This window comes from Anabaena sp. CCY 9910 (assembly GCF_963920875.1).
Lineage (GTDB): Bacteria > Cyanobacteriota > Cyanobacteriia > Cyanobacteriales > Nostocaceae > Trichormus > Trichormus variabilis.
Map to the genome: position 1 here is coordinate 95,925 of NZ_CAWUDJ010000016.1, position 18,518 is coordinate 114,442.

Genomic DNA, 18,518 nt, shown 5'->3' on the forward strand with positions numbered 1-18,518 from the left:
TTATGGTATCGACTCACCCGGCTGGGGTTCAAGATGCTGGTACTCAGTATCTACCTCAAAGGCGCAACACAAATACAAATATTTCGCCCAATCAGGAACTTTTACCTCTAACTGCTAAAGCTAACAGTCAAGGAAACCTGGAAATTGGTGGGTGTGATGTCACAACTCTAGTTGAGCAGTTTGGTTCACCTCTATATATATTAGATGAAGAAACCCTGCGGACAGCTTGTCGGCAATACCGGGATGGCTTCCAAAAGTATTATCCTGGAGAATCTCAGGTATTGTATGCCTCTAAAGCATGGAATTGTTTAGCTGTTTGCGCGATCGCAGGCTCAGAAGGTTTAGGAATTGACGTAGTTTCAGGAGGCGAACTATACACCGCCCTAGCTGCTGGTGTAAGTCCTGCGAAAATTTACCTCCACGGCAATAATAAATCTCGTGAGGAACTGATCTTAGCAATTGAATCTGGTGTCACCATCGTTGCAGATAATTGGTATGAATTACACACCCTGGTGGATATCGTAGAGACGTTGCACGCAACGTCTCCATCAAAAATCCGCGTTATGTTGCGGCTGACCCCAGGTATAGAATGCCATACCCACGAATACATTCGTACAGGACACCTGGATAGTAAATTTGGTTTTGATCCCAACGATTTGGCTGAGGTTTTTGAATTTGTCAGCCAGCAACCAAATCTTAACTGCGTAGGATTACACGCTCATATTGGTTCGCAAATTTTTGAGCGCCAACCCCATCGGGATTTAGCGGCTGTTATGGTGCAGTGGTTGCGGGATGCGAATAAATATGGTTTGAATGTCACCGAATTAAATGTTGGTGGTGGTTTGGGAATTAAATATGTAGAATCAGACGATCCACCAAGCATTGATGAATGGGTAAAGGCGATTTGCGAAGTGGTGCAATCTGCTTGTGCAGCCGAAAACTTACCTTTACCAAAGCTATTATCGGAACCAGGGCGATCGCTCATTGCTACCAGCTGCGTCACCGCATACACTGTTGGCTCATCTAAAACAATACCGGAAATCCGTACCTACGTCTCTATAGATGGGGGTATGTCTGATAATCCACGCCCAATTACTTACCAATCAGTTTATCGAGCAGTAATTGCCAATAAATTATCTGCTTCCCACACAGAAACAGTTACTATTGCGGGTAAGCATTGCGAATCAGGGGATATTCTGATTAAAAATGCCCAACTGCCCAAAACTGAACCAGGGGATATTCTCGTAGTTATGGCAACTGGTGCGTACAATTACAGTATGGCCTCTAACTATAACCGTCTACCCCGACCGGCAGCAGTTGTAGTGGCAAACGGCGAAGCAAACTTAATTTTGCAACGCGAAACTTATCAAGACTTGATTCGACAAGATTGTTTACCAGAAAGACTTAAATAGTCAGTGGTCAATAGTCAGTAGTCAGTAGCTAAACAAGACTGACCACTGGCAACTGACCACTGACAAATGACAAATGACAAATGACTATTAGAATCCAGATGTCATGAGAGATTTAGGGAAGCAATGGCTGGCAAACCTGGGATGGTCACAGTCCTTGCTGCTTGGGACTCTGGATATTGTGTTGGTGCTGGTGTTGACCTACATGATACTAGTGATCATTAGTGAGCGCCGGACACTGTGGATGGTGCGAGGATTCATCGTGTTAATGTTGGCTTCAGCACTTAGTGGCAGATTTGGTTTGCCACTGTTAAATTTTGTGCTGGAAAAATTAGTGATTGGCTGTGCTGTAGCAATGGCTGTTGCTCTCCAGTCAGAATTTCGGCGATTTTTAGAACAACTAGGGCGTGGTGAATTCCGACAATTATTGCAACCCGCCAATCTAACCATTCCCAAGTCTGATAGTGTAATTGATGAAATCGTGGAAGCGGTAAAGGAACTCTCGAAAAACCGAATTGGAGCTTTGCTAATTTTGGAAACCACTGGTCCCATCGACGAACGAGATTTTTCTGTGCCTGGAGTCAAACTCAATGCGGACGTTTCCAAGGAACTTATACAGACAATTTTTCAGCCAAAAACCCTATTACATGATGGAGCAACATTAATTCGTGGCTCAAGGATCGTATCTTCGGGTATAATTTTACCGCTTTCGGGACGCACAGCCTCACGCCAGTTGGGAACACGCCATCGGGCAGCAATGGGAATTACTGAGCGAGTCGAAAACTGTATCTGTGTCGTTGTATCAGAAGAGACGGGTTCTATTTCCTTAGCGGAAAGGGGAACTCTAAATAGACCCCTGACAATTAGGAAGCTCAAAGAGTCATTAGAGGCTCAATTATCCCCGATAGTAGATCGGGAAGCCGTTGCTCCTGGCTTGTTCAGTTTGGGTCGTCAGATTAGTGAAAAGACACTAGCACTGGTTTCACGTTTACCCGGTTTACCACGTCTTCGACGTGCCACGCGTAGTTTACTTCCCCGTAGGGATAAGACCGCTTCTCAAGATAAAAAATGACAATACAACAAACTGAACTGCAAGAATTGCCCCTGGATTTAAAACGAGAACTACTGCCCAAACACGTTGCAGTAATTATGGATGGCAATGGTCGATGGGCTAAACGTCAAGGTCTACCCCGAATTATGGGTCATAAACGAGGAGTAGATGCCCTCAAGGATTTGCTACGTTGCTGTAGAGACTGGGGGATTCAGGCGCTGACTGCTTATGCTTTTTCCACAGAAAATTGGAAAAGACCACAGGAAGAAGTAGAGTTTCTGATGACTCTGTTTCAAAGAGTTTTACGTCAAGAACTGCGGGAAATGGTCGAAGAGAATGTGCAGATTCAGTTTGTGGGTAATTTAGCAGCTTTGCCGCGATCGCTGCAAGCGGAAATTTCCCGTTCTATGGAAGCAACTAAAAATAATCGCGGTATTCGGTTTTCTGTCGCCACCAATTATGGAGGACGACAGGAGATTTTACAAGCTTGCCGGGCGATCGCTCAAAAAGTCCAGCAAGGTCTCATACAACCAGATGAAATAGATGAAGAAGTATTTGAACGCCACTTATACACAGCCGGAATTTCCGACCCAGACTTATTAATTCGTACCAGTGGCGAAATGCGCCTCTCAAACTTCTTACTATGGCAAATGGCTTATGGGGAAATCTATATCACTGATACTCTCTGGCCAGATTTTGACCGTACAGAGTTTCACCGCGCTTTATGTGCATATCAGCAAAGAGAAAGACGGTTTGGGAAGGTTTAGGGATTGGGGATTGGGGATTGGGGACTAGGGATTGGGAATTTCTCCCCCTGCTCCCTGCTCCCTGCTCCCTGCCCCCTGCCCCCTGCTCCCTGCTCCCTGCTCCCTGCCCCCTGCTCCCTCCACTTCCCCTGCTCCCCCATCTCTCTCTCACGGGCCGGAAAATACTGCTTGTTCAATATCTTCTCGACTGAGGGAATATTTAAACGCACGTTGAATATCTTGGCCATTTTCCCCAGCTTGGACGTAGCGGACTACAATTTGCTCAACATCAAGCCAAAGTTCAGCTTGCCAACTGGGACGCTGTACACGCCAGCAGTGTAATTGTGTGTCATCTTGTTGACAACCTTGCTCTTTTAACCATTGTTCAATTTGTGGTAGAGGATGGCTGTATAAGGGAGTGTTAGCAGGGATAAGAGACATAATTATTCAAAATTCCAAATTCACAATAAACTACAAATTTGTGACAAATAAGTAATTGATTGTTGTAGTGTAGCTGTTGATTGTTGTAGGGGTGTTGGGAAAAGTGCATCACCACGAATAAAGGCGATGGTAATTGCTAACAGTAGACACCCAACTAACGTTAAACCCAAAATAAATAAAGCAAAGATTTCGCCGGAAGACAGGGGGCGATCGCTTGCATCCAGGTAAGCTGATTTTGAGTAATCGTAAGTATAAGAGGCAGGACGATTCAAGTCGGCCGGTGCTTGAATTACCCCAAAACGAGAATAGCCTATTTTTAAGTCGTAATTTAAACGCCTGTCTGGGTTACTCAGAGTGGCGTAGGCTTCATTAATTTGCTGAAATTGTCTAGTAGCAAGACCAGCAGGCAATTCTGTAGTATCAGGATGATAACGCTTGCTCAGTTCCCGATAAGCACGGCGGATATCGATTACCGATGCTGAGGGATGCAGTCCTAGCAGAGAATAATATGTAGGTTCACTGCTTCTTGGCATTGCACCGTTCTGATTCACGGCTGTTTGATTCACTTTGCAATCAAGTTTTTTCTAATATTGTAAACCTGCCACTAGCAATAAATGTCATGGAATTTCCGACAGACAAGCATCTTTAAGTTACGATAAGTTTCATTGCTTAAGTATATTTTTTTGCTTCATGACCAAAGCCGCAGACATCAGTACTAAAAAATTAATCAGCCTAGCACCCAACAATTGGGTAAGATGGGTAACACAGATGTCTGATGTCGTAGCCGGAGAAATTCTTAGTTCTGACTTTCAATGGATTAGCCGAGAAAGTGATGTTTTAATTCGTGTCACCAGTCCTGAATACGGTGAATTTTTAGTCCTCAACGAATTACAGTTACGCTATCAACCCCAAATGCCAAGACGGATGAGGGCTTATGCAGCACTGGCAGAAGAAAAATATAATCTACCCACCTACCCTGTCTTAATCAATATTCTCAAAACTAATAGCGAAAAAGTACCTACAAGCTTTACATCCAATCTTGCTGGACTACGAGCGATACAAGATTATCGAGTCATTAACCTTTGGGAAGTAGATGTGAATATTGCTTTCCAACAACCCTTACCTTCCCTACTTCCCTTTGTACCCCTTCTTAAAGGTGGTGAGAATGAGTTAATAATTCGAGAAGCGTTGCAAATGCTGCGTGCGGACGAACAACTCAATCAGTTAGAAACAGTCCTAGCTTTTTTTGCTACGTTTGTGTTAGAGAGTGCCTTAGTTCAAGAAATTATGAGGTGGGATATGGCTGTTTTACGTGAGTCGCCTTGGTATCAAGAAATTTTGCGAGAAGGAGAGATACGTGGTGAAGCACGCGGTGAAGCGCGCGGTCAACTGCTGGGATTGATGTCCGGCATTGAAACTAATTTAGAAGCAAAGTTTGGCCAAGACGGTTTAGAATTATTGCCACAAATTAGCCAAGTTGAAGATTTAGCCTCCTTAAAGGAAATCTTACGCAAGACCGTTGCTGCCCAAACAATTGAAGAATTGCGGCAGATGCTGTAGTGTTATTGCTCACATATATTAAATTAAATCAGCGCGGGGTTTAAATGTTTCAATTTGCCGGAGTTTTTCGTAAAGTTCTCGTTCTTCTTGACTGATAGTTTTTGGGGTCAGTATTTGAATTTCCACTAATTGATCACCGCGTTTACCGTTATCGCTGGGGTAGCCTTTATTGGCCAAGCGGAATCTTTGACCAGATCTAACTCCTGGGGGAATGGTCATTTTCACGGGGCCGTCTAGGGTTGGTGCTTCTACCTGTCCTCCTAAGACAGCTTCGCTGGGAGTGACTGGTACTTGGCAGAATATATTAGTACCTTCCAGTTTAAATAGTGGGTGAGGTTCGACGGTAATTTTTAGATAGAGGTCGCCGCCGCTTATGCCTTGATTACGTAGGCGGATGGTTTGACCTGTTACCATCCCTGGGGGCATTGTCACTTCTAGCGATCGCCCATCTTCTAAACGAATACGTTCATTACCCCCAGAATAAGCTTTTTCAAAGGGTAAGGTCAATCTTGCTTCAATATCCCGACGGGCTGGACGAGAGGGATTTTTAGGAACTGTATATTCAACTCGGCTTTTTGGTGAACGAAACGGATCGGTGGTCGTGTTGGTACTTGCACCATTTTTGCTATCTCTACGACTGCCAACACCGATAACTTGATTGAGAAAGTCTTCAAAATTGGTAAACTGGCTGGGATCTACATTTTCATTACCGTTGCGTTCTCCATTACGACTATCTCCCCAAGCTTTGGATTTAGGAGTTTGTTTAGGAAAGCCTTTCTGTTTCCAATAACGGCTAAACTGGTCATATTGTGCGCGTTTAGTGGCATCGGAAAGCATTTCATAAGCCTCACCGATGATTTTAAACTTTTCTTCTGCGTCTTTATTCCCTGGATTGAGATCAGGGTGATACTGTCTTGCTAACCGTCGATAATTCTTTTTAATATCTTCATTAGTAGCATCTTTCGTTACCCCCAAAATCTCGTAATAATCACGAAAATTCTGCAAATTCTGCATATTCATTTATTTAACTTTTAAATTTTAGATTCTAGATAATTGTTACTAATTACCAATTACCAATTATCAATTACCAAATCCGCATTCAGGCAGAAGAGGAGATGGGAATCAATTCCTTAATTTTGTTGGCGTAGCCTTCTCTAGGAGATGCTACGCGATACCGTAGGCTATTTTGAATTGATTCCTCCCTATTCCTCATCTATAGCCAATCATCATCATCGTCCCAATTATCTTGATAGCTGGGACGGGGCGATTTACGAGGAGGGCGGTTGCTGTCATAGGAAGGACGGCTGTCTCGTCCGTAATCTCTGCCATAGTCTCTGCCATAATCTCTGTTATTGTAAGAATCGCGTTCTCGATAGCTATCTCTGGGAAGGTCGCGTTCCTTGTCTTTATCGCCGACAAAGATGTCTTTGATTGTGGCAAATAAATCGTCGTCTTCGTCCTCAGCATAATACTGACGAACTTCTCGATTTAGCTCATATAGAGCATCTTGCAGGTCGGCGTAAGCTTGGTCAATCCCGCGATCGTCATTTTCTTTGAGACTTTCCTTCAGTTCCCGGCTAATATTATCGATGCGTTGGCGACGGTTACGGGCAAACTGCATCCCAAATTCTAAAGCGACTTCTCTGAGTTGGCGTTCCCCTTGGAGAATCAAGGCTTCAGAACGAGTACGTTTTTCTACTCTCTCTTTGCGTTCCCGGTCAACGTCAGCATATTTTTGGGCTTCCTGAATCATCCGGTTAACTTCTGATTCACTTAAGGTAGAAGCACCTTGAATGGTGATACTCTGTTCCCTGCCAGTGGTTCTGTCTAAAGCTGTTACCTGTAAAATCCCGTTGGCATCGATATCAAATGCTACCTGGATTTGGGGAATACCTCGTGGCGCTGGGGGAATGCCGTAGAGTTTGAAACGTCCCAGGGATTTGTTATCACCTGCCATTTCCCGTTCACCTTGGACTACGTGAATTTCCACGGAGTTTTGGTTATTTTCGGAGGTAGAGAAAATATCAGAACGGCGAACGGGGATGGTGGTATTACGGGGGATGAGTTTTTTCATCACGCCACCGATCGCTTCTAATCCCAAAGATAAGGGTGTAACATCTAGCAGCAGCACATCTTTGAATTCTCCTGCCAGAATCCCCGCTTGAATGGCTGCACCCATCGCCACCACTTCATCAGGGTTGACATTTTCGCTGGGTTCAATGCCAATTAAGTCCCGCACCAGTTGTTTCACCATTGGCATTCTTGTCGAACCACCAACTAGTACGACTTCTTCGATATCATCAGGTCTGAGTCCGGCATCTTTTAGCGCCCGTTTCACTGGGTTGCGGACACGGCCTAATAAGTCAGCACATAAACCTTCAAATTGGGAACGTGTCAGCCTAGTTTCCAAATGTTTGGGGCCGTCTTCCGTGGCGGTGATGAAGGGTAAGTTGATATCGGTGATACTGACGGCAGAAAGTTCGATTTTAGCTTTTTCTGCGGCTTCCATCAAACGTTGCAAAGCTTGGCGATCGCGTCTTAAGTCTACACCTTCTGTCTCTAAAAATTGCTCTGCTAACCAATCGACAATTTTTTTATCAAAGTCATTCCCCCCCAGTTGGGTATCGCCACTAGTAGCTTTAACTTCAAATACTCCATCTCCTACTTCCAGAATCGATACGTCAAATGTACCGCCACCCAAGTCAAAAACTAAGATGGTTTCCGTATCGCCTCTGTCTAACCCGTAAGCTAACGATGCGGCTGTTGGTTCATTGAGAATCCGCAACACTTCTAAACCGGCTATTCTGCCAGCATCGCGGGTTGCTTGTCTTTGGGAGTCGTTAAAATAAGCGGGTACCGTGATGACTGCGCCTGTGACTGCTGATCCTAAATAAGCGCTAGCGTCATCTGCTAATTTTTTCAGCACCATTGCCGAAATCTCTTCGGCTGCAAATTCCTTATTCAGACGAGGACAGGCGACTTTAATATTGCCAACATCATCTTTGCGAATTGTATAAGGTACACGCTTTGATTCTGGGCTAAGTTCGTTATACCTGCGCCCAATGTAGCGTTTCACGGCAAAAAATGTATTTTGAGGGTTAAGGACTGTTTGTCGCCGTGCCATTTGCCCAACTACCCGTTCACCATCTTTGCTGAAGCCAACGACCGAGGGGGTTGTTCGCATTCCTTCTGCATTGGCAATCACCACCGGCTTGCCACCCTCCATCACGGCGACTACTGAGTTGGTTGTACCCAAGTCGATGCCGACTACCTTGCCCATGCCTTACTCTTCTCCTACTGTGTCTTACTATATATATTATGATTGGGCAGAACTACCTCTAGCTTTGTGCTACAGGGTAAACTTGCCTCAATGGTATAACAGTCATCATTAAGGCAAAAAGTGGAAGAATTATAGCTTGAGGATTTAGTTGCAAGACTAGGATAACATTGACAATGCTTAGTATGTTCTAGCCGTTGTAAATGTTGTAGCCTCATCTGTGAACTTCTTTACATCTTCAAGTTGGGAAACCCACCCTTATCTTAATTGCTATGTGTGTCATTTGTTTTTGAATCAGGTTCAATACAATAACCCAAGAGTATGTTGACTTAGTATATGAAAGCCAGGGACTACTGACCACTGACCACTGACAAAATAGATATTACAATTGTTCTAAACACTTGAATTTAAAAGCCAGATTACACAATCATTTAATACAGGTAGCACGAGAACGTGATCCTTATCTAGCAACGGCAGGACATTTCTTTGTCCAAGAATACATTCGCCAAGAATTTGCCCAGTGGGGAAGTGTGGAAATCCACACCTTTCAAGTAGGCAATAAATCTTTTAACAATCTCATACTCAATTTGCCGTCCCAATCTCTAGGGAAAAAACAGGGGCTACCACCTATTTTAATTGGCGCACACTATGATGGTGTACCAGGAACGTCAGGAGCTGATGATAATGCTACAGGGGTAGTAGTTTTATTAGAATTGGCGAGAAAGTTTGCGGCTGCACCAGCTAAATATCCTCTGCGATTGGTGGCCTTTGATATGGAAGAATATGGCTTGCTGGGTAGTACTGATTATACAGGCTTATTACGTCAACAACAGCAGCCGTTACGCTTGATGATGTCTTTAGAAATGCTGGGATATCGGGACTCTACGCCCGGTTCACAGAGATATCCTGCACCATTAGATAAGTTTTACCCCAATACGGGTGATTTTATTGCTTTAATTGGTAATTTACGCACTATCCCCGACTTAATTGGTATGAGTCGCCATATTCGTAAAGCTGGTATATCCAGTCAGTGGCTACCAGTACCAAATCGAGGCTTGATTGTTCCCCAAACCAGATTAAGTGATCATGCACCATTTTGGGATGCGGGTTACCCAGCAATTATGGTGACAGATACAGCCTTTTTGCGGAATCCTCATTATCATAAAGCCAGTGATGCGATCGCCACTCTCGATTTAGATTTTCTCACAGGCGTGTGCGAAGGCTTAGAAATCAGTATCCGGCGGCTGTGAACAATGGTGTGCCAATTTTCTAGATTGTCACATTTGACGTTTCACCCAGATCATGAGAACGCACGTTGGGAGATAAACTAGTTAAATCGTCAATATTTCGCTTCATTGTGTTACAGATAGCATCTAATGGTAAATCGTTAGGATCATAACCAAAAGGATTTTCAATCTCTAAACCAATCGCTTCAATGCCAAATAAAGTAAAACTCACTAACCCCACAACTAAACCTGTCCACCAACCCAAACTCTCTACCATTTGAAAAGGTAAGAGAAAACAATATAATAATAATAATTGCTTGAGATGTATAGAATAAGCTAAAGGCATCGGTGTTCTGAGAATCCGTTCACAAGACCCTAGATTATCAACCAAATTGTTTAATAATTCTTGTATAGATGTTAATTGATAAGTGTTTAAGCACTTGCGAGTATATTGCTGTTGTAAATAATCTCCAATCCAGAAGGCTACTTCTAGCGGCGGATTATTCATACTCTTAAGTTTGAAATATCGAGAAGTGGAGATTAAGTCTTCAAGTTCACTATTTATAGGTTCTCCACGCAAATGCAATTTAGTAGCCACAGCAAAAGCAACTAATAAGTTTAAAACTGATATTTTAGCTTCTCTATCCTTTGGTGAAATTTCATCCACAGATACCCAAATTTGTCTAGCCAAATTACGCGTATTGTTGACTATAGACCCCCATGCTTTCCTACCTTCCCAAAAACGATCATAAGCAGTATTTGTCCGAAACACTAGTAATAAACCTAAAACAATACTAGGAATAACACTACCTAAAATCGGTTGGGATACAGGAATTTTTAGTTGATAAAGTAAAGTAACTAATACCCCAAATAAAGCGCAGCAAATAACGCGTTTGTAAATTGCGCCAATAACTGAGCCTCTAAGTTGAAAAGCTATTTGAAACCAGCGTTTTCTCTCAACAGTCATCTCATTAACCTAAAAAATACTGGGCGAACTCATCCAGCAAATGTCTGAATAACTTAAAAATCATAACTCCATAAGTAGCACAATTGGCATTGCGGAATTTACTATGATCGGCAAGATATCCGACTTTTTCAAAAAGTCGGGTATCTGAATCCTGTTTCACAGAAACTCATCGCATACGTAAGCTTCCCGCCCGACAATCTCGTAACCAAGTTTTGACACCTTGAGCAATACTACCGTTACTACTATCTCGTGGTGGCGATGGTGGTTGTTGTTGGGGATAAGCACCAGTCTGAGTAAACATCATGACAAAACGCCAGTCGCTAGAAGTTTTCGTCAGTAATAACCAATGAAATTCTTGTAATTCCACTGCTTTTTTATCTATGTACTGCCGTTCTAAGGTAGTAAAGAAAACTTGCTCAACATCTGACACAGATTTCTTTTGCCTATCTGTATTGGAACCCTCAACATTTAAAGGTAAGGGCTGAAACTCAGGTCTACCAGCTATCAACATATAACTATAAATATCACTACTGCGGCGGAGGCGACGACCGCGTTGAGTGGCACGATTGGCATAACTCGGTAAATCACGCAATAGCTGAGTAGTTAAAGTCTCTAAACTTTGCTGATGACAAACAAACTTTTTCTGAGGCTGTACAGAGGTTTGGGGAGAGAGGTTTTGTGAAAATGCCGTTTTCTGGGAACTATTGGAAACAATCAGCCAAAAACCCAAAGTCAGCAGCCAAAAACCATAACTTGTCTTTTTAACAAAGTTGAGTGCTGTTAGCGTTATCAGGGGTAGAGTAGCCTGCTGAGTCATCAATCCTTCCCCTGCTTCCCCTGCTCCTCTGCTCCCCCTGCTCCTTTGCCCTCCCATGTCTACTTTCATGCCACTGTAGTTAACTCTTGAGCAATTCGTTTCCAGGCTAACTCAGGTTCAGCAGCAGCAGTAATGGGACGACCAATTACTAAATAATCAGCCCCGGCTTGAATAGCTTGGGAGGGGGTGAGCGATCGCTTTTGGTCTTTTGCTTCTGCCCATGTTGGGCGTACCCCCGGACAAACCAGCACAAAATCATCACCGCAAATTTGCCGCAACTGCGTTACTTCCTGGGGTGAACACACAGCCCCATCTAATCCCTCTTCTTGCGCCATCAACGCCATATCTAAGGCATATTCTGGCAACTCTACAGGAATTTTCAAATCTAACGCCAACTGTCTAGCAGAAATACTGGTTAGCACCGTCACAGCAATTAACTTAGAAGGTTTCACCCCAGCTTGTGCAGCCCCCTCCTCTACTGCCTCTTTCGCCGCTCTGAGGGCATCTCTGCCAGAGGTAGCATGAATTGTCATCAAATCTACCCCGTAACTAGCCGCCGCACGGCAAGCCCCAGCCACGGTATTGGGGATGTCGTGAAATTTTAAATCGAGAAAGATACGCTTTTGTCTAGATTTCAGTACTTCTAGAATTTTCGGGCCGGAACTAGTAAACAATTCCAACCCAACCTTCCAGAAAGTCACCGACTCTAACTTATCAATGAGAGCGATCGCACTCTCCGTATCCGGCACATCCAAAGCCACAATTATTTTGTTATTTGTCATTTGTCATTTGTCATTTGTCAGTTGTCGGTTGTCAGAGACGCGATTAATCGCGTCTGTACAGTTGTCTGCCCCCTTGCTCCCTTCTCCCTGCCCCCTGCCTCTTTTACGGTACTAAACGCACAAACTTATTTTTACCTACTTGTAACACTCGCCCTTGGAGTTCATCTGGCTGCTGGAAGGTGGTATCGGCATCAGAAATGCGATCGCCATCTAAGCGTACTCCACCTTCTTGGATTTTCCGTTTACCTTCCCCTGTGCTTTTGCATAAGCCAGTAGCACCGAGTAAATAAGCCAACTTAACAGGGAATTGGGGTACACCAGCCAAAGAAAATTCTGGGACAGCGCCTTCTTTACCGCCACTTTGGGCAGCTTCTTTGGCTTCTTGTGCTGCTTGTTCGCCGTGGTATTGTTTGACGATTTCCCAAGCTAGGAGCATTTGGCGATCGCGGGGATTTGCTGGTAACTTGTCTATGGGTAAATCTGTCAATAGTTCAAAATACTGTTCCAGCATTTGATCGGGAACACCTTGTAACTTTTGGTATTTTTGTCCTGGGTGTTCAGACAAACTCACGTAATTACCTAAAGACTTGGACATTTTCTGCACACCATCAGTGCCAATCAAAATAGGCAAAAGTACTCCAAACTGGGGCTTTTGACCAAAATGGCGCTGTAAATCACGACCAACAGCAATGTTAAACTTCTGGTCTGTGCCGCCTAATTCCACATCTGCCTCAATAGCCACCGAATCATACCCCTGCATCAAAGGATAAAGGAACTCATGCAGGAAAATTGGGTTCTCTTTCTTATAGCGATCGGCAAAGCCTTCCTTGGCTAACATTTGCCCCACGGTCATGGTAGCAAGTAACTCAGTAATTTTCCCTAAATCAAGCCGGGAAAGCCATTCTGAGTTATAACGTACCTCTAATCTGCCTGGTGTGTCAAAATCCAAAATAGGACGCACTTGGTCGAGGTAGGTTTGAGCATTTTGCTTCACATCTTCCTCTGTTAGTTGACGACGCATCTCAGACTTACCTGTTGGGTCGCCAATACGTGCCGTAAAATCACCAATAATTAACACTGCCGTATGACCAGCATCTTGAAACCCTCGCAGTTTACGCATTGGTATGCTATGACCAAGATGAATATCGGCTCCTGTCGGGTCAATACCATATTTAACCCGTAGAGGTCGATCCGTAGTTGCTAGGCGTTTCTCTAGACTCTCGATGTCGCTTTCAGCATCAGTAGGTTGTGGGAAAACTTCCGCTATCCCACGATGTAGCCAAGAAAAATTTTCCGCCATACTTTAAGAGATTCGCTATTAACTACGTTTTTTACTAGAGAAATTGGGTTGGTTATGTTCACGAGACAAATTGTCCGTTATTTCATCTGCCAAACTAATATAATTGCAAAAAATTAACCACCCTGCTTCAAAGAATGAATTACAGTAATATTTACAAGTGAGGAAGTGAAATCGCCGTGTCGTCTAGGACTTTTGAACAAAAGCAACCGCAACGTCGTACTTCGTCGGGATTTGAGTTTTTTAAAGGAGTAGGCCAGATAGCTGGCGGCACTCTTTTATCACTGACGATGTTGACAAGCTCCATTGTAGCTGGAGGGCTTGTTGGTTTAGCGATCAGTTTCCGCAATTTACCAGATGTCAGACAGCTACGTAATTTCTTCCCATCGGAAACAACTTACATCTACGACATTAAAGGCAAACTACTAGCTAGTGTCCACGGGGAAGCCAACCGCGAAGTTGTACCGTTAGATCGAATTTCCCCCAATCTGAAACGGGCTGTACTCGCCAGTGAAGATAGTCATTTCTATTATCACCACGGTATTAACCCCACTGGTGTAGGGCGTGCTGTCGTCACTAACTTGGTGGCGGGTGGTGTAAAAGAAGGTGGTTCTACCATCACCATGCAGTTGGTGAAGAACCTCTTTTTGACTCGTAAACGCGCTTTTACTAGGAAGTTAGCGGAAGGAGTGCTGGCAATCCGCTTAGAACAAATTCTTACTAAAGACCAAATTTTAGAAATGTACCTCAATCAAGTGTATTGGGGTCACAATAATTATGGTGTGCAAACAGCATCACGTAGTTACTTTAACAAGTCAGCCGAGAACTTAACGATCGCTGAATCGGCAATGATGGCGGGTTTAATCCAAGCACCAGAAGAATTTAGCCCCTTTGCCAGTAAAAAATTGGCAAAACAAAAACAAAAAGAAGTACTGGGGCGGATGCTGGAATTGAACTGGATTACCCAGAAAGAATATGATGACGCTCTCAAGGAAGAACTCACATTCGGCAGAATTAGGTCATTTCAAGGTAGTGCGTTGCCATATATAACCAACACTGTGTCCCAGGAATTAGCGAAAAAGTTTGGTCGTGAAACCTTGTTGAAGGGTGGTATGCGGGTACAAACTACTGTCGATGCTAATTTCCAAACAATGGCAGAAGACACTGTGAAGAAATGGCATAAAACTCTACTTGGTGAAGGATTAAGTAGAAATCAAATTGCCCTGGTAGCTATTGACCCCAGGACTCATTTTGTCAAAGCCCTAGTCGGTGGCGTAGACTCTAGAGCTAGTGAGTTTAACCGGGCTACACAAGCTCTACGTCAACCGGGATCTTCCTTTAAACCGTTTGTTTACTATGCTGCTTTTGCTACTGGTAAATTTGCACCTGATAGCACGGTGATAGATGCCCCAGTGAGATATCGTGATGGTGATAATTGGTATAGTCCTAGAAACTATGATGGTGGCTTTAGCGGTGCCATGTCCATTCGCACTGCCCTGGCACAATCACGTAACATTCCCGTGATTAAACTGGGTAAAACCATCGGTATGAATAAAGTTGTGGAAACTTGCCGCATTTTAGGAATCATGAGTCCGATGGAACCTGTGACCTCTCTGCCGCTAGGGGCGATTGGTGTCACACCACTGGAAATGGCTAGTGCTTATGCGACTTTTGCCAATTATGGTTGGCAATCACCACCGACAGTGATTGCGCGGATTACTGATAGTAGTGGCAATGTGTTGTTAGATAATACTCCTAAACCCCAGTTAGTGTTAGATCCTTGGGCATCGGCAGCGATTATCGATGTGATGCGATCGGTTGTTACCGATGGTACTGGTAAAGGTGCGGCTATTGATCGCCCGGCTGCGGGGAAAACAGGTACAACCTCATCTGAAAAAGATATTTGGTTTGTGGGTACTGTACCGCAGTTAACAACTGCTGTCTGGATAGGCAGGGATGACAACCGGCAGCTAGCCAGTGGCGCAACTGGTGGTGGTAAGGTTGCTCCTATCTGGCGTGATTTTATGACTAAGGCACTCAAGGGCGTACCAGTGCAGAACTTCAAGCCGCCTTCTCAATTTCCGCGTCCTAAGGCGAATTAAGGGAGTGGGGATTGGGGATTGAGCAAGCATTTTTGAGTCAGTTATCCCCTCTACTCCCTTTGCCCTATCTTGCTCCTAGTCCCCACTTTCTTGTCAAGTCTGTTTCTCCAGTTCAGATTTCATCCTCTCTAGAGTCAGATTCATCTGGTCGAACATCTGTTGAGGAGTGATGCCAAACTGATTTAGTTGAGTCTTGAGCTGCTCTACAGTCATTTGTGCCATAAAGTCTTCTGAAAGCTCGAATCGCTTCATAAAGACGCGATAGCGATCCATCATGGCTTCCATTTGCTCAATAAATAACTTTTTACCTTCACGGTCAAACTTACCGTAGTTGTTGCCTAGTTTAATCAGTGCTTGATAATCTTCAAACAACTGTTTTGCTTCTTGCTGAACTATCTCAGAGTCAAAGAATCCCATGTGCCTCTACTGGGCTGAGTAATATCACTCAGCAGCTTATAGTTTTGCCTCTATTTTTATTCTAGTCTAGGGGATTCATCTTATAAATAAACTTCGGTCTCAGTACGGTTTTTTACCGAGATTTCAACACTTGACTGAGATTAGCTTCTAATTTGGTAACAAATTTGCTCAATATAGCAGCAATGCCTATAGCTTTAGCCAGTGATGGTGGATCAAGATTATCCATACAGTCGATTTTTAAATATTTGGCATATTTTAAAGCTAGTTCTTGCTGCGGATTTAGTTTTAATGCTTGGCGCATATAAACTTTCGCCATCCCCAGAAAACTCTGTCGTAGATAAACGAAGCCTAATAAGGCATAATAATCGCTGTTACTTGGTTCTAGCTTAATCGCATCCCGTAGTTCCTGCACTGCAATAGCCCATTGACCTTGTTTTGTATACTGAAGGCCACGCTGGTAGTGACGCGGGGCATAATTTATAACTGCGGGATGGACACTAGCTTTCTCGCCTGATGTGATCTCTCTTTCCTGGGGTTCTACTGGTTGAGGGTTTCCCTTGGGCTTTACAGGTGGATTTACTTCCAAAATTAAAGGTTCGGACTTTTGCAAGGATAAGTAAGCTAGATTAAGGGTAATTATTTGTTTAGTTACTTGATGGCACTTGCGCGGAGATTTATACTGGGCTTCAGCATAGGTGGCGATCGCCTGTTGATAAAACGAATCTGCCTGTTGTGCAGACATTGCCATCATTTGCTTGGCTACGGCACTTTGCAGATATAGGGACTTTTTTTTCCAGGCGATCGCTTCTGACCGCAGCGATTCTAAAATGTCCTGACGCTTGTGCTTATTCTTCAATTGCTCGTAAGCAGGGTTAACTAAACAGGTAAAGATTGCTGTGCCTAATTCTTTCTCTAGACTATCGTTGTTAGTGTAGCGGTCAGGATGTAATAGTTTTGCTAAAACGTGATAGCGGGCGAGAATTTTTTTCTCATCAGCAGTCACAGGAATCCCTAACACAGCATAGGGGTCGGAGAGTTGTTTCAGCCATTCTGTGGGGAGAAAAGTCTGTGACATTTGATTAGGATTTGCAGATGAAAACTTTAAGATAGCATCGAGGAGTGGGGATTGGATGCTGGGGAATGGGGTTAGGGATTAATATTTACGTGGGGTTTAAATGAATAAAATATATTTATATTTTGCAGGTGAAATGAAATTTTGTAAGGCCGCATTTATTTAGGTGTTTTGCGACGATCGCACTCTGATTGACAAAACTGTGGTAATGATAGATTAATAGGGGATATGTTAACTAAGCGTAAAAGTCGAAGCATTGCCGCTATTTTAGCTTTTGCTGGGACAGTGAGCATCTCTGGATTACATAAGTTCTATCTAGGACAGCCACTTTGGGGGTTGTTGTATGTTTTACTTTCTTGGACACCTATTCCTAAGGTAGCTAGTGCTATTGAAGGGGTTTGGTATTTAGCCCAAGATGAAGAAGCTTTTGACAGGAATTTTAATTTGGGTAAACCCGCAGTCAAGCAATCCCCATATGTAGTCAATCAGGTGGGGGCGATCGCTGATGCCTTACGTGAATTAGATAACCTACGTCAAGATGGCTTGATTTCTGAGTACGAATTTGAACAAAAGCGCCGTCAGTTGCTAGATCAGATTTCTTGATGGGGATTGGAGATTGGGGAGCAGGGGAAGCGGGGGGTGCAAAGAATAATAACTAATGACTAATGACTAATGACTAATGACTAAATGGCTTCCTTGGAATTCTAAGTTACAAAAACTTCGTGCCAAGCTGCTCAATGACCCATACTATCGACTACAGTCTGGGGAAGAGATTCAGATTGCAGCAGAATTGGGAATTCGTATTGATACTAATCAAGCAACTGTTGATGATTGGTTGCGGCTACCGGGTTTGTCTATTCACCAAGCGCGATCGCTTGTGGAGCTTTCCCATTCCGGTGTTAAATTTTACTGTATTGAAGATATTGCTGCGGCTTTGGGGCTACCAGCACCAAGACTGGAACCGTTAAAGCCTTTATTGATTTTTAGTTATTATGATCATGAATCAATAGTTGGTTTTACGCAATTAGTTAATCCCAATACCGCCTCAGTTGAACAGTTAGTCCAAATACCATATATGGATGTGTCTTTAGCCCAGGCTGTGGTAGAAAATCGAGTTTCGGCGGGAGCTTATCGGAATTTAGCTGATTTCCAACGAAGATTACAACTGCCTGGTGAGGCGATCGCCCAGTTAATGTATTTTCTAAGGTTTTAATTCTTTAGGACTTACGCACCCGGATTTTCTGTTGAGTCCGGGTGTAAGGGTGCAAGGGTATAGGAGTGTAAGGGTTTCAAACATTTATACCCCTATACCCATACACCCCTTTCCAAACCCTTGATTTTTTGTTTTCATGGG

Annotated in this window: 18 protein-coding genes; 8 read left to right on the forward strand and 10 right to left on the reverse strand. The window is 43.7% G+C overall.

Annotated elements, in window-relative coordinates:
- Positions 1-2 precede the first annotated feature (2 nt).
- From lysA to ACM5QX_RS14210, 3 genes are all read left to right on the forward strand, one after another.
- Complete coding sequence (gene lysA, locus ACM5QX_RS14200) at positions 3-1,412, forward strand: diaminopimelate decarboxylase (protein WP_414754103.1); 1,410 nt, start codon at positions 3-5, stop codon at positions 1,410-1,412.
- Positions 1,413-1,515: 103 nt separating this feature from the next.
- Positions 1,516-2,481 carry a diadenylate cyclase CdaA gene (gene cdaA, locus ACM5QX_RS14205; RefSeq protein ID WP_414754105.1) on the forward strand — a complete coding sequence of 322 codons (966 nt, stop codon included), beginning with the start codon at positions 1,516-1,518 and terminating at the stop codon, positions 2,479-2,481.
- Positions 2,478-3,227 carry an isoprenyl transferase gene (locus tag ACM5QX_RS14210; protein WP_414754106.1) on the forward strand — a complete coding sequence of 250 codons (750 nt, stop codon included), beginning with the start codon at positions 2,478-2,480 and terminating at the stop codon, positions 3,225-3,227. Before cdaA ends, ACM5QX_RS14210 begins: the two co-directional genes overlap by 4 nt.
- 147 nt (positions 3,228-3,374) lie before the next feature.
- Here ACM5QX_RS14210 and ACM5QX_RS14215 read toward each other — a convergent pair whose 3' ends face one another.
- Together ACM5QX_RS14215 and ACM5QX_RS14220 are read right to left on the reverse strand one after the other, a co-directional pair.
- Positions 3,375-3,647, reverse strand: coding sequence for a DUF3143 domain-containing protein (locus ACM5QX_RS14215; protein ID WP_414754107.1), 273 nt, complete (start codon positions 3,645-3,647; stop codon positions 3,375-3,377).
- A 20-nt stretch (positions 3,648-3,667) separates the two neighbouring features.
- Positions 3,668-4,180: a J domain-containing protein gene (locus ACM5QX_RS14220; protein ID WP_414754134.1), complete on the reverse strand. Its 513-nt coding sequence runs from the start codon at positions 4,178-4,180 to the stop codon at positions 3,668-3,670.
- Positions 4,181-4,337: 157 nt separating this feature from the next.
- On the opposite strand from ACM5QX_RS14220, the gene ACM5QX_RS14225 reads away from it, so the two are divergent.
- Positions 4,338-5,207 carry an Rpn family recombination-promoting nuclease/putative transposase gene (locus tag ACM5QX_RS14225; RefSeq protein WP_414754108.1) on the forward strand — a complete coding sequence of 290 codons (870 nt, stop codon included), beginning with the start codon at positions 4,338-4,340 and terminating at the stop codon, positions 5,205-5,207.
- A gap of 18 nt (positions 5,208-5,225) precedes the next feature.
- On the opposite strand, the gene ACM5QX_RS14230 is transcribed toward ACM5QX_RS14225, so the two are convergent.
- The gene (locus tag ACM5QX_RS14230; protein ID WP_414754135.1) at positions 5,226-6,221 is read right to left on the reverse strand and encodes a DnaJ C-terminal domain-containing protein; all 996 of its coding nucleotides are present in this window, start codon (positions 6,219-6,221) and stop codon (positions 5,226-5,228) included.
- 199 nt (positions 6,222-6,420) lie between these two features.
- Positions 6,421-8,487 carry a molecular chaperone DnaK gene (gene dnaK, locus ACM5QX_RS14235; protein WP_414754110.1) on the reverse strand — a complete coding sequence of 689 codons (2,067 nt, stop codon included), beginning with the start codon at positions 8,485-8,487 and terminating at the stop codon, positions 6,421-6,423.
- 398 nt (positions 8,488-8,885) lie between these two features.
- Here dnaK and ACM5QX_RS14240 point away from each other — a divergent pair, with 398 nt between their 5' ends.
- Positions 8,886-9,734, forward strand: coding sequence for a M28 family peptidase (locus tag ACM5QX_RS14240; protein WP_414754111.1), 849 nt, complete (start codon positions 8,886-8,888; stop codon positions 9,732-9,734).
- Positions 9,735-9,753: 19 nt separating this feature from the next.
- On the opposite strand, the gene ACM5QX_RS14245 is transcribed toward ACM5QX_RS14240, so the two are convergent.
- From ACM5QX_RS14245 to tyrS, 4 genes are all read right to left on the reverse strand, one after another.
- On the reverse strand, positions 9,754-10,677 hold the full coding sequence (locus ACM5QX_RS14245; protein WP_414754113.1) for a bestrophin family protein: 924 nt from the start codon (positions 10,675-10,677) through the stop codon (positions 9,754-9,756).
- A 166-nt stretch (positions 10,678-10,843) separates the two neighbouring features.
- Positions 10,844-11,494 carry a hypothetical protein gene (locus ACM5QX_RS14250; RefSeq protein WP_414754136.1) on the reverse strand — a complete coding sequence of 217 codons (651 nt, stop codon included), beginning with the start codon at positions 11,492-11,494 and terminating at the stop codon, positions 10,844-10,846.
- A 65-nt stretch (positions 11,495-11,559) separates the two neighbouring features.
- The gene (gene pyrF, locus ACM5QX_RS14255) at positions 11,560-12,276 is read right to left on the reverse strand and encodes an orotidine-5'-phosphate decarboxylase (RefSeq protein WP_414754114.1); all 717 of its coding nucleotides are present in this window, start codon (positions 12,274-12,276) and stop codon (positions 11,560-11,562) included.
- 103 nt (positions 12,277-12,379) lie between these two features.
- Complete coding sequence (tyrS, locus tag ACM5QX_RS14260) at positions 12,380-13,576, reverse strand: tyrosine--tRNA ligase (protein ID WP_414754115.1); 1,197 nt, start codon at positions 13,574-13,576, stop codon at positions 12,380-12,382.
- A 176-nt stretch (positions 13,577-13,752) separates the two neighbouring features.
- Between tyrS and ACM5QX_RS14265 the strand changes: the two genes are divergently transcribed.
- Positions 13,753-15,675 carry a transglycosylase domain-containing protein gene (locus ACM5QX_RS14265; RefSeq protein ID WP_011317780.1) on the forward strand — a complete coding sequence of 641 codons (1,923 nt, stop codon included), beginning with the start codon at positions 13,753-13,755 and terminating at the stop codon, positions 15,673-15,675.
- Positions 15,676-15,768: 93 nt separating this feature from the next.
- Here the strand turns inward: ACM5QX_RS14265 and ACM5QX_RS14270 are convergent, their stop codons facing one another.
- Positions 15,769-16,092 (reverse strand): DUF1825 family protein, encoded by a 324-nt coding sequence (locus tag ACM5QX_RS14270; protein ID WP_011317781.1) that lies wholly within the window; start codon positions 16,090-16,092, stop codon positions 15,769-15,771.
- Positions 16,093-16,204: 112 nt separating this feature from the next.
- On the reverse strand, positions 16,205-17,167 hold the full coding sequence (locus tag ACM5QX_RS14275) for a J domain-containing protein (protein ID WP_414754116.1): 963 nt from the start codon (positions 17,165-17,167) through the stop codon (positions 16,205-16,207).
- 225 nt (positions 17,168-17,392) lie between these two features.
- Between ACM5QX_RS14275 and ACM5QX_RS14280 the strand changes: the two genes are divergently transcribed.
- Together ACM5QX_RS14280 and ACM5QX_RS14285 are read left to right on the forward strand one after the other, a co-directional pair.
- The gene (locus tag ACM5QX_RS14280; protein ID WP_011317783.1) at positions 17,393-17,767 is read left to right on the forward strand and encodes an SHOCT domain-containing protein; all 375 of its coding nucleotides are present in this window, start codon (positions 17,393-17,395) and stop codon (positions 17,765-17,767) included.
- 76 nt (positions 17,768-17,843) lie between these two features.
- Positions 17,844-18,377 carry a helix-hairpin-helix domain-containing protein gene (locus ACM5QX_RS14285; RefSeq protein WP_414754117.1) on the forward strand — a complete coding sequence of 178 codons (534 nt, stop codon included), beginning with the start codon at positions 17,844-17,846 and terminating at the stop codon, positions 18,375-18,377.
- The last annotated feature ends 141 nt before the right edge of the window (positions 18,378-18,518 follow it).

Bases quoted from the DNA above. Each gene is read 5' to 3' on its own strand.
- lysA (WP_414754103.1), top strand. From the start codon at position 3: ATGGTATCGACTCACCCGGCTGGGGTTCAAGATGCTGGTACTCAGTAT.
- cdaA (WP_414754105.1), top strand. From the start codon at position 1,516: ATGAGAGATTTAGGGAAGCAATGGCTGGCAAACCTGGGATGGTCACAG.
- ACM5QX_RS14210 (WP_414754106.1), top strand. From the start codon at position 2,478: ATGACAATACAACAAACTGAACTGCAAGAATTGCCCCTGGATTTAAAA.
- ACM5QX_RS14215 (WP_414754107.1), bottom strand. From the start codon at position 3,647: ATGTCTCTTATCCCTGCTAACACTCCCTTATACAGCCATCCTCTACCA.
- ACM5QX_RS14220 (WP_414754134.1), bottom strand. From the start codon at position 4,180: ATGCCAAGAAGCAGTGAACCTACATATTATTCTCTGCTAGGACTGCAT.
- ACM5QX_RS14225 (WP_414754108.1), top strand. From the start codon at position 4,338: ATGACCAAAGCCGCAGACATCAGTACTAAAAAATTAATCAGCCTAGCA.
- ACM5QX_RS14230 (WP_414754135.1), bottom strand. From the start codon at position 6,221: ATGCAGAATTTGCAGAATTTTCGTGATTATTACGAGATTTTGGGGGTA.
- dnaK (WP_414754110.1), bottom strand. From the start codon at position 8,487: ATGGGCAAGGTAGTCGGCATCGACTTGGGTACAACCAACTCAGTAGTC.
- ACM5QX_RS14245 (WP_414754113.1), bottom strand. From the start codon at position 10,677: ATGACTGTTGAGAGAAAACGCTGGTTTCAAATAGCTTTTCAACTTAGA.
- ACM5QX_RS14250 (WP_414754136.1), bottom strand. From the start codon at position 11,494: ATGACTCAGCAGGCTACTCTACCCCTGATAACGCTAACAGCACTCAAC.
- pyrF (WP_414754114.1), bottom strand. From the start codon at position 12,276: ATGACAAATAACAAAATAATTGTGGCTTTGGATGTGCCGGATACGGAG.
- tyrS (WP_414754115.1), bottom strand. From the start codon at position 13,576: ATGGCGGAAAATTTTTCTTGGCTACATCGTGGGATAGCGGAAGTTTTC.
- ACM5QX_RS14270 (WP_011317781.1), bottom strand. From the start codon at position 16,092: ATGGGATTCTTTGACTCTGAGATAGTTCAGCAAGAAGCAAAACAGTTG.
- ACM5QX_RS14275 (WP_414754116.1), bottom strand. From the start codon at position 17,167: ATGTCACAGACTTTTCTCCCCACAGAATGGCTGAAACAACTCTCCGAC.
- ACM5QX_RS14280 (WP_011317783.1), top strand. From the start codon at position 17,393: ATGTTAACTAAGCGTAAAAGTCGAAGCATTGCCGCTATTTTAGCTTTT.
- ACM5QX_RS14285 (WP_414754117.1), top strand. From the start codon at position 17,844: ATGACTAAATGGCTTCCTTGGAATTCTAAGTTACAAAAACTTCGTGCC.